Raw genomic sequence first — 12,953 nt, forward strand, 5'->3', positions numbered from 1 at the left:
TTTATCATTTTCAAGTTGTTTTATTAACTATTTATCAAATTAATATGAGAAAATAAAGTAAGCTGTTAGAGAATATGGAGGCTTCTTTATGAATTTTTGGCAGGATATGATGAATTTCTTTTCATATGATAACTTAATGTACTGGCTAAGTGAGTATCGGAATTTAGGACCACTTTTAGCTTTTCTCTTACCATTTATTGAAGCATTTTTACCTTTTTTACCGTTTATTTTATTTGTGGTTGTTAATGTGAATGCTTATGGTCTACTTGGTGGATTTGTGATTTCAGTTACAGCAGCAATAGCCGGTAGCTTATGTGTCTTTTTTCTTGCACGAAAGTTTGGCCAAACACGCTTTTTACGTTTTATTTCAGGGCATAAACAAATCAAGCGCGTGATGGAGTGGATAGATCGGCATGGTTTTAGTCCTATTTTTATTTTGCTAGTGATGCCTTTTACACCTTCTTCTGCGGTTAATATTGTGGCCGGGCTTTCTAAAATAAAAGTTTATCAATTTGTTCTTGCGCTTATTGGCGGAAAAATGGTCAAAGTTTTTGCAATTAGTTATATCGGCTATGATTTTATGGATTTAATTCATCAACCGCTTAAATTAGCTATTTTAATTGTTTCAGTGGTCATTCTTTGGTTTATTGGAAAACGCCTGGAACACTGGATGTCTGGAAAAAATCTAACATAAAAACGGAAAGTACGTGATAAAACCGTACTTTCCGTTTTTTTAATAAAGTAAGTCTAAAAATTCGTCTTTTGTTACATTTCCAAAATAGGATTTTATTTCTACATCTGCTAGCGCCTCTTCCAATGATTCTCGCTTATATGTGGCATGTAGCAATTTTTGTTCGATTTCTGCTACATCTTTTACACCAAAGAAATCTCCAAAAATTTTAATAGCTGTAATTACTCCTTTTTGGACATTTAACCGTATATCTATGGATCCAACTGGAAAACGCTTTGTTCGCTCTAAATCAAATTTTGGTGATTTCCCATAGTTCCAATCCCAGTTTCCGTAACGCTTAGCCGATATTTCTCGGATTTTCTCCCAATCGGCCTCTGTTAGTTTGTACTCTTTTACATCTTCTACTTTATCTACACCGAAAATATAAAGAAGCAATAAATCACGAAATTCCTCTGTAGTCATATCTTGGTCCATAAAATCAGAAATATTAGCTACCCGACTGCGAACTGACTTAATTCCTTTTGATTCAATCTTATCTTTTCGTGGTTTTAATGATGCAACGACATTATCAATATTTAGATTGTACATCAGCGTCCCGTGAGAGAACATCTTTCCTTTTGTGGCAAACTGGGCATTACCAGAAACTTTAAACCCATCAATCAGTAAATCATTTCTACCTTTTAACTCAGCGTTTACTCCTAGACGTTTTAACGCTTCAACAATTGGTTGTGTAAATTTGGCAAAATTATGGAAAGACTCTCCATCATCCTTAGTAATAAAACTAAAATTCAAATTACCTTCATCATGATAAACTGCCCCACCACCTGAAAGTCTACGAACAACTATTACATCATTTTTTTGAACGTACTCCGTGTCAATTTCTTCTACCGTATTTTGGTTTCTTCCTATGATAATGGACGGTTTGTTAATATAAAATAACAGCACCGGCTCATCTAATTGTAATTCCGTTAAAATAAATTCCTCCACTGCTAAATTAATACGTGGATCTTTTTCATTATTATTATCTACAAAATACATGCCCCTACCCCTTTTCTTCTATATTAGAAAGTTTTAGTAAATCCTTTTGAAGCGAGTGCTATTTCTCCGTTATAAATCGCGGATGCTTCTGCTTTTAACACTTCCAAATCGCCAACTTCTGGTAAATGACTAAGGAGTAATGATTTTACATTTGCTTCTTTGGCAATTTTCGCCACTTCAATACTTGCCATGTGCACTTTGGTTTTTCCAGCCAGTTCCTGGAAAAAATTTGTATCTGCAACAAGTAAATCAGCATCTTTTGAAAAAGGAATAAAGCTATCTTGGTAAGCACTATCTGCGGTGTATACAAAAACTTTTCCTGCTGCTTCTATACGCATTGCATAGCAAACAACTGGATGAATAGTTTTTAAGAAAGTTACTTTAAAAGGTCCAATTTCTAGCTCGTCATCTTCTTTATACTCTATCGCTTTAGTAATATTTGACATCTCTAGATAAGAGTAACCGCGTTCATCCTCTCTATGCCCATAAATAGGAAGAATTGGTGGTTTTTCTTTTTTTTGTGATAATAATCGAATATGCTGTAAAATCCCAACATCTGCTACATGATCTGGATGATAGTGAGAAATTATCGCCGCATCAATATCATCTGGGTCAATATAGTTTTGCATAATAGAAACAGCACTTGCTCCCACATCAATTAATAATTTAAATCCATTTTCCTCTAGCAAGTAGCTGGATGTCCCTTCATTTGCTACTGGATATCCACCCCAATGGCCAAAAACCGTTAGTTTCATCACTGGCACTTCCTTTCTCAAAATAAACCTCTATTCATATGATACAACATTTAGAATGAAAGGAGAAATCATCCAGAAAAAAAGCAGCGAACAAAGGATACAAATGCTAAAAACAGGCTAAATTCCTCCTAATTATAATCTTTTATCCATTTTCTAAAACTTCTTCATTTTAATGCTACACTATGGGTATCTTAAAGAAGGAGCTAATATATGTTAAATCAAGCAAAAGAACAAATTCAAAATGTCGGCAATGAATATATGCGCAGACAACAAGTCATCGATAGTTTAATCACCAAAAATGTGGATAATCCAGCACAATATGTTTTTGGTCTTGCACAAGTAGAGAGCAAAACCACTGGCTTACTCTCTATCATTATGCAAGTTGTTTTTAATCGAGTCACCTTTCATAATATTGACTATATTATTGGGGCGGATGAAACGAATAATGAACTAATTATTCTTGAGTTGGATACATCCGAAAATGTTATAAATAAAACTATTTTTGAATCAGGAAGTTTATGTATTAAAAAGCACTCTCGTATTGTTAGCGAAATGCTTAACAAACGTGATCGTTATAACCGTGAGAAATTTGATTTTTCTAATGGACAGGAAGAGTTTATTTTACTAGTTGGAAAGAAAAGCATGGGTGACAGTAAATATTATTATGACAATGCCCCATTAATGAAATCACTTAATACAATCAAAAAAAATATAAAATAAAAGGATGCGTAAAATTGAAAAATTATAAAAAATGGAGCTTATGTTTAATGAGCGCCTTTATGATTACAGGCTTATTAGGTGCTTGTGGTAATGACGGCGAAAGTGATAGCAAAGCAAATGCTGATAGTAAAGAGACCAGTAAAAAAGATTCAAGCAAAGTATATTCAGGCGCAGAACTTGAAAAATACAATGTCTATGTAAATCTAAGTAACGCCATTAATACTGAGTTTAATGGCGCTCTAAATGATTATTACCAAGCATTTGCGGATGAAAATGGCAAGTTCAAAAAACCAACTGACACTAATTCGCTTTATGTAAGTGAACCAATTCAAACAACTGCAGCCATTGATGATATTAAAAAATTTATTGATAAATCCCCTTCTTTCCCAATGGATAAAGAGGCAAACAAACTTATAAAAGATGTTGCTAATGAGGTAGAAATCTTAAGTGAGTTAAAAACATACTATGAATCTAACAGTTATGTGGACGATGATTTTAAAAAAGCAGAAACTTTGCATAATAAACTTTTAGAAACAGTTGACGAAACAAATAAAGAAGTTAGCTCTTTTAACGAAAAAATGGATAAAGTAATTAATAAACAACAAGAAGCAGCAGCGAAAGAAATGAAAGATTCCGGGAAAATAACATTATATAGATTAAATGACTTTATTACTCAAACAGAAAATCTTATTACCGAACTTCAAAGCCAAGAAATAAATGCTGCTAATGTATTAGAGCTAGATGTACCCGCATTTCAAAAAAAATATGATGAATTCGCCAAATCTTATGATGCACTAATTAAAGCAAGTAAGGACAAAAAACAACTAAAAAAAGAAGATCTTACAGAAAGTGATCTTACCTTCATTTTACCTGTAGCTACAAAAGCAAAAGCAGATGCATCAGCGTTAGTAGATCGTGTAAACAAAAAAGAAGCAATAGATCAAACTAGTTTGCAAAATATTAGTAGCGGTATTAATGTAGATGGTACGCCTGAAAAATTAATGACGACTTATAATGATTTAGTCAATAATTATAATAGTTTTATCAATCTCCATTAAACAAAAACCCCCTAACAGAAACATGATTTCGGTTAGGGGGTTCATTTATTTATTCGGAAAATATTTACTTTCAAGCTCTTTTGTTAGTTTTTCAGTTTTTTGCAATTCGCCAACTGCTACAAATCGTTTTGTAGTTTCTGTAGGTTTATCACAAGTTATCAATGTGATTCTGGCATCTTTTGTTTCATCAATAACGCTAACCTCTGTCTCATCAATTGTTTTTGTTTCCGTTACTTCATATTCATATAAATTTTCTAAATCAGTCAAATAGATTTTGTCGCCCTCTTTAATTTTCATCACCGGGCCAAAAAGCATCGATTCATCTCGCATATGGTGTCCAGCAAGCGGATAATTACCTTTCCCCATAACTTGATCAGGGCGCATTGTAGTCGCTCCTGCAAGTAAATTAGCTGTATTTGTACCTTTAAAAACAAGTAAATTTACATCAACAGAAGGAACAGCGATAGAGCCAACAACGGCATCTTTATCATAATTCGTTGCACCTTTGACAACAGATGTCATCGATGGAAGTTGCACACTTTCAAAATCGAATGTAGCTTCCTTATCATTATTTTTCTTAATGTCTTCTGGTTGATATTGTTCGATTGTTTCGTGTCCACTTAAATATTTCACAATACCATTTTTAATGAATGGGGAAAAAATCAATAGTAAACCGATAACTAAAATAATTATGGCAATTGTTTTCTTTAACATATAATTCCTCCTTGTAACTATTTTATTATATAGTAGCCATCCTCTTGACGCAAAGAATATTAATAATAATTCAAAAAATATAACGCATCTGTGACAAATTTGTAAATTTATTGCCAAATTTTAGCAGATACAGATTTTTTTCTTTGAGCGGAAATATATGGGCTGCCACTCACAGTAAATCGCAGCGGGTAATAGGTTGCAATACCTTTATTTGGTATACCAATTCGATTAGTTGCTTCTATTAAATGTGGTGTTTTGGCTTCTTCCAACCAAATATTGCTATTAAAAAGTGTTTTCCCATAATCTTGCATACTTAATCCTAACGCTTGTGTCATTTTCCCAGGACCATTAGTTAATTCTATACCTGTTTTTCCATGTCTATTTTGCTCCATTCGCTGTATGGCTAATTCATCTGGTTCGATTGCTCGAATTAAAATAGCTTCTGGAATGCCTTCGTTCATCGTAATAAAATTAAGCAATACTTGCCGGTGCATTTGATACATGTAAATCGCACCAGCAGATTGAAACATAATAGCAGTTCGCTTCGTTTTAAGGTTTTGAAAACTGTGTGCTGCCATATCGGTCGCTCCTAAATATGCTTCTGTTTCGACAATATAGCCCGAAAGTATCCCATCGCATGTTTGATGAACTAAACGCAAACCAAGAACATCTCGTGCTAATTCGATTGTTGTTTTATTCTTAAAGAAATCTTTAGAAATAATCGGTTTCATTTTTCACCTCTATGTTTTCTTCTTATTTTAACAGAAATTCATTATAAAATGGCTTTTTACACCTAGTAAAATCAGTCTATTTCAGCTAAATTCATACTTGAGTCGGATATGTTATAACTTGCCTTTTATTAATCTTGTGTTAGAATTATGTTAAAGTGGGTGCTGTATGGTAAGAATTATTTTTTAATATATACAGCTTCTTTTTTCATTCTCAAAAAACAAATAAATTGAGTAAATAGTGTGTAGGAGAGGTGTTTCATGAAGGATTGGAAAATAAAAATCCAAACGTTTTTAAGCAAGAATTATGGATTTTTTGTTCTAGCCGTCATTCTGTATTGGCTAAAAACGTATATTGCATATCAAATGGAATTTAAATTAGGTATTGAAAATCTTATGCAGCAAATTTTGCTGTTTATAAATCCTTTAAGTGGGGCTATATTTTTCCTTGGCCTTGCACTTTTTGCTAAAGGACGTCGTTCGTTTATTTGGATTATCGTTATTGATTTCCTAATGACTTTTATTCTTTACGCGAACATAGTTTACTACAGATTCTTTAGTGATTTTATTACACTTCCGAATCTTAATCCAAAACAAATGCAAAACATGGGTGATATGGGTAGTAGTATCACTGCTTTACTTAGCTGGCACGATATAATTTACTTTGTAGATATTGTGCTATTAATTGCGCTACTTGCTTTCCGCTTTGTAAAACCTGATAAATCCGCTCGTATTCGCGCAAGAAAAGTGGTTGGTGTACTAACTCTTGGTATTGCAATGTTCTTTGCAAACTTAGGATTAGCTGAAATTGATCGTCCACAATTATTAACTAGAACATTCGATAGAAACTACATTGTAAAATATCTTGGTATGACTAACTATCAAATTTATGATGCAGTGAAAAGTACAGAATCATCCACGCAGCGAGCACTTGCTGACAGTAGCGATGTAACTGAAGTACTCAATTATACGAAATCAAAATATGCCGCACCAAACCCAGAATATTATGGTAAGGCAAAAGGCAAAAACGTTATTTATATTCATTTAGAAAGTTTCCAACAATTCTTAGTGAATTATAAATTAAATGGCGAAGAAGTCACACCGTTTATTAACTCTTTCTTTAAAGATCAAAATACACTAAGCTTTACGAACTTCTTCCACCAAACTGGACAAGGTAAGACGGCCGATTCTGAAATGTTGCTTGAGAATTCTCTTTATGGGTTAGCTCAAGGTTCTGCCTTTACTACAAAAGGTCAAAACACATATGAATCAGCATCAGCTATTTTAGGTCAACAAGGCTACACTAGTGCCGTTTTCCACGGTAACTATAAGAGCTTCTGGAATCGTGACGAAATTTATAAACAATTTGGTTATGATCATTTCTTTGATGCTAGTTATTATGATATGAATGAGGCGGATGTTTCTAACTATGGATTAAAAGATAAGCCGTTCTTCCAAGAGTCGGAAGAATACCTGTCTTCCCTACCGCAACCATTCTATACAAAATTTATTACGCTAACTAATCACTTCCCTTATCCAATTGATGAGAAGGATGCAACTATTGCGCCAGCTACAACTGGTGATTCCTCAGTGGATACGTACTTCCAAACAGCTCGTTACTTGGATGAATCAGTGAAAAGTTTTGTAGATTACTTGAAGCAATCAGGCCTTTATGATAACTCGGTAATTATTATGTATGGTGACCATTATGGTATTTCAGATAATCATGAAGAAGCTATGACGAAAATCCTTGGTAAAGAATACAATACTTTCGAAAATGCTCAAGCTCAACGTGTCCCATTAATGATTCACGCTCCTGGTGTAAAAGGTGGCGTTCAAGAACAATATGGTGGCCAAGTGGATCTGCTACCAACGTTACTCCATTTACTTGGAATTGATAATAAAGAATACTTGCAATTTGGTACAGACTTACTTTCTGAAGATCATAAACAATTAGTTCCTTTCCGAAATGGTGATTATATTACTCCGAATTATTCCATGATTGGTGGTAACATGTATAATCAACAAACAGGTGAACCTATTGCAACAGAGACGCAAGAAATGAAAGACACGAAAGAAAAAGTATCAAAAGAGCTAGAACTTTCTGATTCGGTCTTACAAGGCGATTTATTACGTTTCTATGCTCCTGAAGGATTCAAAAAAGTAGATCCAAGTAAATACAATTACAATAAGAAAAAAACAACTGATTCAGAAGAAAATAAATAAAAATAAGCGAGTCCTGATTATTCGGGACTCGCTTATTTTATTGGATTACTTTTTATATTCGTTTATTCATCAAGTGCCCTTCTGAAAACTGAACTAAATCCCATAAATTGCCATATAAATCCTTAAATACTGCAACTTCTCCGTATTCTGTCGTTTTCGGCTCTCTTACAAACTCGATCCCTTTTTCTATCATTTCGTTATAATCCCGGTAAAAATCATCTGTTCCTAAAAACAAGAAGACCCTACCACCTGCTTGATTACCAATAAAATCAGTTTGTATTGCTTTAGAAGCTCTCGCAAGTAAAATTGTTGTCCCTGTGGAATTAGGTGGCGATACCACGACCCATCTTTTATCTTGTTCTGGTTGATAGGTATCCTCCACTAATTCAAAATTTAACTTTTGTGTATAAAATGCAATAGCTTCATCATAATCTTTAACAACTAAAGCGATATGAACGATGGATTGTTTCACTAATTAACCCCCTTTCCCTAAAAAGAATTCATTTTTTATATTTGTGCTTATATCCTATTTTCCCAAACCATGCATAATATACGTAACAGTATCATCTATTTCTTTTGGATCATCCCAATTAGCTTCTGGCATAACAACAAATCTCGTCAACATAAAACCAACGATATTCGTTATTAAGGCGCGCATAATTGTACTATTTGGCATATCAACTATTTCGCCACGTTCTTTGTAATAATCAATCATTTGATCAAACTGCCCTTTCACATGAGTCATAAATATTTCGGAAAATTGGACTCTAAGCTCATCATGATAAAACAATTCCATAAAGTAAATTTTAATAACTTTTCCATTTTCTTTGGCAAATTCAAAGCGATTCACAATGATTTCTCGAATGAACGACTGAAAATCTGGATATTCGCTTTCAAAAACTTCTTTAACAAAGCTTTGTGCTAAAAAAGGAATAACGCCTCCAATTAAAGTCGGCATTGTAATAGCCATAAGTAAGTCTTTTTTTGTCTTATAATGCCTAAAAATCGTTCCTTCAGCCACGCCTGCTTTTTTAGCAATTTCGTTCGTCGATGTTCCAGCATAGCCCTTTTCTGCAAAAAGTTCAATTGAAGCCGCGACTATACGACGTTGTTTCTCGCTCATTTTTGTTTCTTTTTCAGTTAAATCAAGCATTTGGCGCAAGATATCTCCTTCTGCATCCACTTTCTATCGCTTCCTTTCTAATTAAACTTTCCGATATTTTTTTAACGCAAAAATATTTAATACAACAAACACGAGAACAAAACCAAGTAAAATATAAAAATCTGTCGCAAAGGAAGAAAAACCTTCTCCTTTTACCATGATAGTTGTTAATGCATCTGCTCCGTAATAAAGTGGCATAATGTGGGCAATCCATACTAACCAATCTGCCATTCCATCTAACGGGAAAATCCCACAGAACAAGATTTGAGGTACTATTACAATCGGTATAAATTGGACGATTTGAAACTCATTATTCGCAAATGTCGAAAGCAGAATCCCTAGTGCAAGCGAAACCAGACCAAGTGTAAGTGTAATTAATAAAACATGGAATAAAGAACCGTTTTGCATCATTCCGAGTACTTGAATAGAAAATACCGCAACAAGAATAGATTGCAGTAAAGCAAAAATCCCAAATCCAATCAAGTAGCCTAGTTCTAATTCTATTCTTTTGATTGGTGTTGCCATTAATCTTTCCAATGTCCCAGTTGTTCTCTCCCGCAGGAAAGATATACCGGCAATTAGAAATACAAAGAAAAAGACGAAAAATCCTATGAAAATAGGGCTTATAGTATCAAAAAAACTAGTGTCTTTATCTCCGTATACATAATCGGTCGAAATGGTTAATTTTTCAGGTCCACTTGAAAGAGAAGGAATTGTACTTGGATCTATGCCAGCTTTTGCCAACGCTTCTCCGGTTGTTTTCGCCTGACTTTTCACTTGTTGTTGCTGCTCTTGCATTAAAGTTTTTTGTAATTTCAAGCCAATTTCCTTACTAATGGTAGGCTCGCTATTTTCATATGTTACTTTTATTTTCTCACCGTTTTGCTCGAAAAATGCGTCTAAATCAGCATCTTTTATTTTATCACTAGCAGAAGTATTTTCTGGATAGTTTTTAATGGTTAAATCATTTGCTTTAAGTTCTTTTACCATTGAGTCAGAAATACCGCTAACACCTACAACTGGTTTTACCGTATCGCCTTCAAATAAATAGGTTAACAATGTGATTAGCAAGAGCGGTGCAATAAACATTAAAGCGAGTGTACGTTTATCCCGTCGAAATTGGTTAATAATCCGTTTAACAATAGCTAAAATACGCATTAGTTCTCCCCTCCAAATTCTAAAAAGGCATCTTCTAATTTACCAGATTTGGTTTTGCTTGAAAGCTCCTGAGGCGTCCCAATAGCGATTATTTTTCCATTTCTTATCATTGCAAGGCGATCACACTTTTCGGCCTCATCCATCACGTGTGTCGTTACAAGGATACATTTTCCATTTGCTTTAAGGTCTCCAAGTTCATCCCAAATACTTTTGCGTAATTCTGGATCAATTCCGACAGTCGGCTCATCTAATATAAGTACATCAGGGTCAGCAAGCACAGAAATAGCAAGTGAAAGTCGACGTTTCATTCCACCTGAATAGTTACTCACTTTTTTCGTTAAATCTGCTTGCAAATTAACTAAATCAGCGGCGTAATTCATTCTCTCTTTCTTTGTATTTCCTTTAATTGAATAAAGTGAAGCGAAAAAATCGAGATTTTCTTTAGCTGTTAAATCTGTATAGAGCGCATCTGATTGTGCCATATAACCAATTTTACTAATGACAGGAAGACTTGGCATCACCTTATTTAATACTTCTGTTTGTCCTGTCGTAGCTTTTTCCATACCAATAATTGTTTTTACTAGCGTTGTCTTTCCAGCACCGGATGGACCAATTAAGCCAAAAATTTCACCTTTTTTGATTTCAAGTGACATATTAGATAGAATTTGCTTTTTACCAATTTGAACATCTAGGTTGGTCACTTTAATTGCTATTTCTGTCATTATTTCCCCTCCTTAAAAATGAGTGATTACTCACTTTGTATTATACGTACTTTTTTGAAAAAGTAAAGGAAAAACCGAATGTAGTTAGAAGTTGCCCTCTAATACTACATTCGGTTATTTTCGTAAATATATATCGGAAATAAGGTGATCTGCGCCCTTATGAAGAACTAAATCCGCACGATACTTTGTTTTTTCGATATTTTCTTTTAAGTTGACTCCATTGATGGTATCCCAAACATCTAGCGCAAAATTTTCCGCTTCTTTTTGGTCAATTTTTGTATAGGGATGGAAATAAGAACTTTCATCTTGAAAAGCCGTTTCACGAAGCATAAAGAAACGCTCTAAATACCATTTCTTAATGTCTTCTTCATCTGCATCCATATAAACCGAGAAATCAAAAAAATCACTTGGAAATAGACTTTCATGTTGATCCGCTTGTAAAACATTAATCCCTTCGATAATCACAATATCAGGATTATGTAATGTTCTTGTCTCTTCTAACACATCATAGGTAAAATGCGAATAAAGTGGTACCTCAACGTCCTCTTTATTGGCTTTTAAATCGGTTAAAAAACGAGAAAAACGCTCACGATCATAACTTTCTGGAAATCCTTTTTTATTCATAATTCCTTGTTGTTCTAAAACTTTATTAGGATATAAAAAACCATCTGTTGTGACTAATTCTACTTGTCTTGTTTTAGAAAACCAGCGATCTAGCATTAATTTAAAAACACGTGCTGTTGTACTTTTACCAACAGCAACACTCCCTGCTAGTGCAATGATAAAAGGTGCGCGCGATTCTTTTTTCTTTAAGTATTCCATTTTTTCGCCGTGAATAAAAATGGCTTCATGATATTGAATTGCTATCAATTTAATGAGCGGTAAATAAATTTCAGAGATATCTTGTAATGAAATTCGGTCGTTTAAACCACGAATTTCTTCCAATTCCTCCGCAGTTAAAATTTGGTCTTTACTCACTTCCAGCTTGCGCCATTCTTCTCTTTGGAAATGAAAGTAGTGCTTATAATCATTCATTTGCATGTCCATCCTTTTATTCATTCGTGAAAACGTAAACAGCCTTATATAAGAATAACGCAAGCTGATTAAATCCGCAAGTAGCGATTTTAATATTTACGGTAGACATAAACGGATTTTGGTTTACCTATTTCTTTGAAAGATGACACATCCACTGATGGGATAGTCATTTTGAAAGGTGCATAGTACTCCTGCGTAATCGTCCCCTTAACAGAAAGCCAAGTATCGTTTGGGTAGCTAGTTTTTTCTGGCATTTGAACTAGCATTCCAAACACACCTGAATCTGCTACACAGTGAATAATCCCAAAACGGAATAAAAATAGTTTATTGTCTTTCGTTACATCATCATTATATACAAAGCCAGTAAATTCAATTTCTTTACCTGCAAATTCTCCAGGATAATTGTATAAAATTTCCATTGTCATTAAATAATTACTGTCTGTTACTTTTATAGGATTTTGATTGATAATACTCGCTTTTTCTTTTTCCATCATTTTTTCATAATCGGTTTGACCAAAGTAACCACTTGTATCGGGACGTAAAAATTGATTTTGGGCATAGGGATCATCCCCCGCCTCATTATTTTTTGGAAAATGAAAACCTTTTGCGGAAACAATCGTTGAATCAAGCGTCGCAACTGGAAACATAAATCCAGCAATTAAAGCATAGGAAAGTAGCCCATAAACAAGTATTTTTTTCCAAATCGTATTTTCACCTTCATGGGTATGCCCTAAATGTTCTGTTTTTGTGCCAATATCTTCATCTCGAAACACCATAATCAATTGAACGAGTGCAAGTAAAAAAGCAGCAATCATCGCAGAAAACGATAAGTAAGAATACTTCATATTGATATATTTACTAATATCACCCGAAATATGTAGCTGCATTAAGTAAAATCCAAAGCCAAATAATATAAAAACGCGAAACATCTACTCACCTTCTTTCG

Annotated in this window: 14 protein-coding genes; 4 read left to right on the top strand and 10 right to left on the bottom strand. The window is 34.0% G+C overall.

What is annotated here, in order from left to right:
• The first annotated feature begins 88 nt into the window (after window positions 1-88).
• Window positions 89-694: a TVP38/TMEM64 family protein gene (locus tag HCJ45_RS09485; RefSeq protein ID WP_185346470.1), complete on the top strand. Its 606-nt coding sequence runs from the start codon at window positions 89-91 to the stop codon at window positions 692-694.
• 39 nt (window positions 695-733) lie between these two features.
• Here HCJ45_RS09485 and lplA1 read toward each other — a convergent pair whose 3' ends face one another.
• Together lplA1 and HCJ45_RS09495 are read right to left on the bottom strand one after the other, a co-directional pair.
• Window positions 734-1,729 (bottom strand): lipoate protein ligase LplA1, encoded by a 996-nt coding sequence (gene lplA1 / locus HCJ45_RS09490; RefSeq protein WP_187124639.1) that lies wholly within the window; start codon window positions 1,727-1,729, stop codon window positions 734-736.
• 23 nt (window positions 1,730-1,752) lie between these two features.
• On the bottom strand, window positions 1,753-2,484 hold the full coding sequence (locus HCJ45_RS09495) for an MBL fold metallo-hydrolase (RefSeq protein ID WP_187124640.1): 732 nt from the start codon (window positions 2,482-2,484) through the stop codon (window positions 1,753-1,755).
• A 210-nt stretch (window positions 2,485-2,694) separates the two neighbouring features.
• On the opposite strand from HCJ45_RS09495, the gene HCJ45_RS09500 reads away from it, so the two are divergent.
• Together HCJ45_RS09500 and HCJ45_RS09505 are read left to right on the top strand one after the other, a co-directional pair.
• Entirely contained in the window at window positions 2,695-3,204 is a 510-nt protein-coding gene (locus HCJ45_RS09500) for a hypothetical protein (RefSeq protein ID WP_187124641.1), read from the top strand.
• Window positions 3,205-3,251: 47 nt separating this feature from the next.
• Complete coding sequence (locus HCJ45_RS09505) at window positions 3,252-4,262, top strand: DUF3829 domain-containing protein (protein ID WP_187124642.1); 1,011 nt, start codon at window positions 3,252-3,254, stop codon at window positions 4,260-4,262.
• A 45-nt stretch (window positions 4,263-4,307) separates the two neighbouring features.
• Here the strand turns inward: HCJ45_RS09505 and HCJ45_RS09510 are convergent, their stop codons facing one another.
• Window positions 4,308-4,976 carry a class A sortase gene (locus tag HCJ45_RS09510; RefSeq protein ID WP_185346476.1) on the bottom strand — a complete coding sequence of 223 codons (669 nt, stop codon included), beginning with the start codon at window positions 4,974-4,976 and terminating at the stop codon, window positions 4,308-4,310.
• Between the two features lie 107 nt (window positions 4,977-5,083).
• On the bottom strand, window positions 5,084-5,707 hold the full coding sequence (locus HCJ45_RS09515) for a DNA-3-methyladenine glycosylase (RefSeq protein ID WP_187124643.1): 624 nt from the start codon (window positions 5,705-5,707) through the stop codon (window positions 5,084-5,086).
• Between the two features lie 258 nt (window positions 5,708-5,965).
• Between HCJ45_RS09515 and ltaS the strand changes: the two genes are divergently transcribed.
• On the top strand, window positions 5,966-7,930 hold the full coding sequence (gene ltaS, locus HCJ45_RS09520; protein WP_187124644.1) for a lipoteichoic acid synthase LtaS: 1,965 nt from the start codon (window positions 5,966-5,968) through the stop codon (window positions 7,928-7,930).
• A 52-nt stretch (window positions 7,931-7,982) separates the two neighbouring features.
• Here the strand turns inward: ltaS and HCJ45_RS09525 are convergent, their stop codons facing one another.
• The 6 genes from HCJ45_RS09525 to HCJ45_RS09550 form a co-directional block, all read right to left on the bottom strand.
• Window positions 7,983-8,402, bottom strand: coding sequence for a VOC family protein (locus tag HCJ45_RS09525; RefSeq protein WP_187124645.1), 420 nt, complete (start codon window positions 8,400-8,402; stop codon window positions 7,983-7,985).
• Window positions 8,403-8,456: 54 nt separating this feature from the next.
• Window positions 8,457-9,113, bottom strand: a complete 657-nt coding sequence (locus tag HCJ45_RS09530; protein WP_185346484.1) for a TetR/AcrR family transcriptional regulator — start codon at window positions 9,111-9,113, stop codon at window positions 8,457-8,459.
• A gap of 21 nt (window positions 9,114-9,134) precedes the next feature.
• Window positions 9,135-10,250 (bottom strand): ABC transporter permease, encoded by a 1,116-nt coding sequence (locus HCJ45_RS09535; RefSeq protein ID WP_185397584.1) that lies wholly within the window; start codon window positions 10,248-10,250, stop codon window positions 9,135-9,137.
• Window positions 10,250-10,972 (bottom strand): ABC transporter ATP-binding protein, encoded by a 723-nt coding sequence (locus HCJ45_RS09540; RefSeq protein ID WP_187124646.1) that lies wholly within the window; start codon window positions 10,970-10,972, stop codon window positions 10,250-10,252. Before HCJ45_RS09540 ends, HCJ45_RS09535 begins: the two co-directional genes overlap by 1 nt.
• Window positions 10,973-11,086: 114 nt before the next feature.
• A complete protein-coding gene (gene coaA, locus HCJ45_RS09545) occupies window positions 11,087-12,007 on the bottom strand; it encodes a type I pantothenate kinase (RefSeq protein WP_187124647.1) in 921 nt (306 codons plus the stop codon).
• A gap of 89 nt (window positions 12,008-12,096) precedes the next feature.
• Window positions 12,097-12,936 carry a TIGR03943 family putative permease subunit gene (locus HCJ45_RS09550; RefSeq protein ID WP_185346493.1) on the bottom strand — a complete coding sequence of 280 codons (840 nt, stop codon included), beginning with the start codon at window positions 12,934-12,936 and terminating at the stop codon, window positions 12,097-12,099.
• Between the last annotated feature and the right edge of the window lie 17 nt (window positions 12,937-12,953).

The organism is Listeria immobilis (genome assembly GCF_014322845.1).
GTDB lineage: Bacteria > Bacillota > Bacilli > Lactobacillales > Listeriaceae > Listeria > Listeria immobilis.

Excerpts from the sequence above, each read along its gene's own strand:
- HCJ45_RS09485 (WP_185346470.1), top strand. The coding sequence starts at position 89 with ATGAATTTTTGGCAGGATATGATGAATTTCTTTTCATATGATAACTTA.
- HCJ45_RS09500 (WP_187124641.1), top strand. The coding sequence starts at position 2,695 with ATGTTAAATCAAGCAAAAGAACAAATTCAAAATGTCGGCAATGAATAT.
- coaA (WP_187124647.1), bottom strand. The coding sequence starts at position 12,007 with ATGAATGATTATAAGCACTACTTTCATTTCCAAAGAGAAGAATGGCGC.
- HCJ45_RS09540 (WP_187124646.1), bottom strand. The coding sequence starts at position 10,972 with ATGACAGAAATAGCAATTAAAGTGACCAACCTAGATGTTCAAATTGGT.
- HCJ45_RS09505 (WP_187124642.1), top strand. The coding sequence starts at position 3,252 with ATGAGCGCCTTTATGATTACAGGCTTATTAGGTGCTTGTGGTAATGAC.
- HCJ45_RS09535 (WP_185397584.1), bottom strand. The coding sequence starts at position 10,250 with ATGCGTATTTTAGCTATTGTTAAACGGATTATTAACCAATTTCGACGG.
- ltaS (WP_187124644.1), top strand. The coding sequence starts at position 5,966 with ATGAAGGATTGGAAAATAAAAATCCAAACGTTTTTAAGCAAGAATTAT.
- HCJ45_RS09550 (WP_185346493.1), bottom strand. The coding sequence starts at position 12,936 with ATGTTTCGCGTTTTTATATTATTTGGCTTTGGATTTTACTTAATGCAG.
- HCJ45_RS09515 (WP_187124643.1), bottom strand. The coding sequence starts at position 5,707 with ATGAAACCGATTATTTCTAAAGATTTCTTTAAGAATAAAACAACAATC.
- HCJ45_RS09510 (WP_185346476.1), bottom strand. The coding sequence starts at position 4,976 with ATGTTAAAGAAAACAATTGCCATAATTATTTTAGTTATCGGTTTACTA.
- lplA1 (WP_187124639.1), bottom strand. The coding sequence starts at position 1,729 with ATGTATTTTGTAGATAATAATAATGAAAAAGATCCACGTATTAATTTA.
- HCJ45_RS09495 (WP_187124640.1), bottom strand. The coding sequence starts at position 2,484 with ATGAAACTAACGGTTTTTGGCCATTGGGGTGGATATCCAGTAGCAAAT.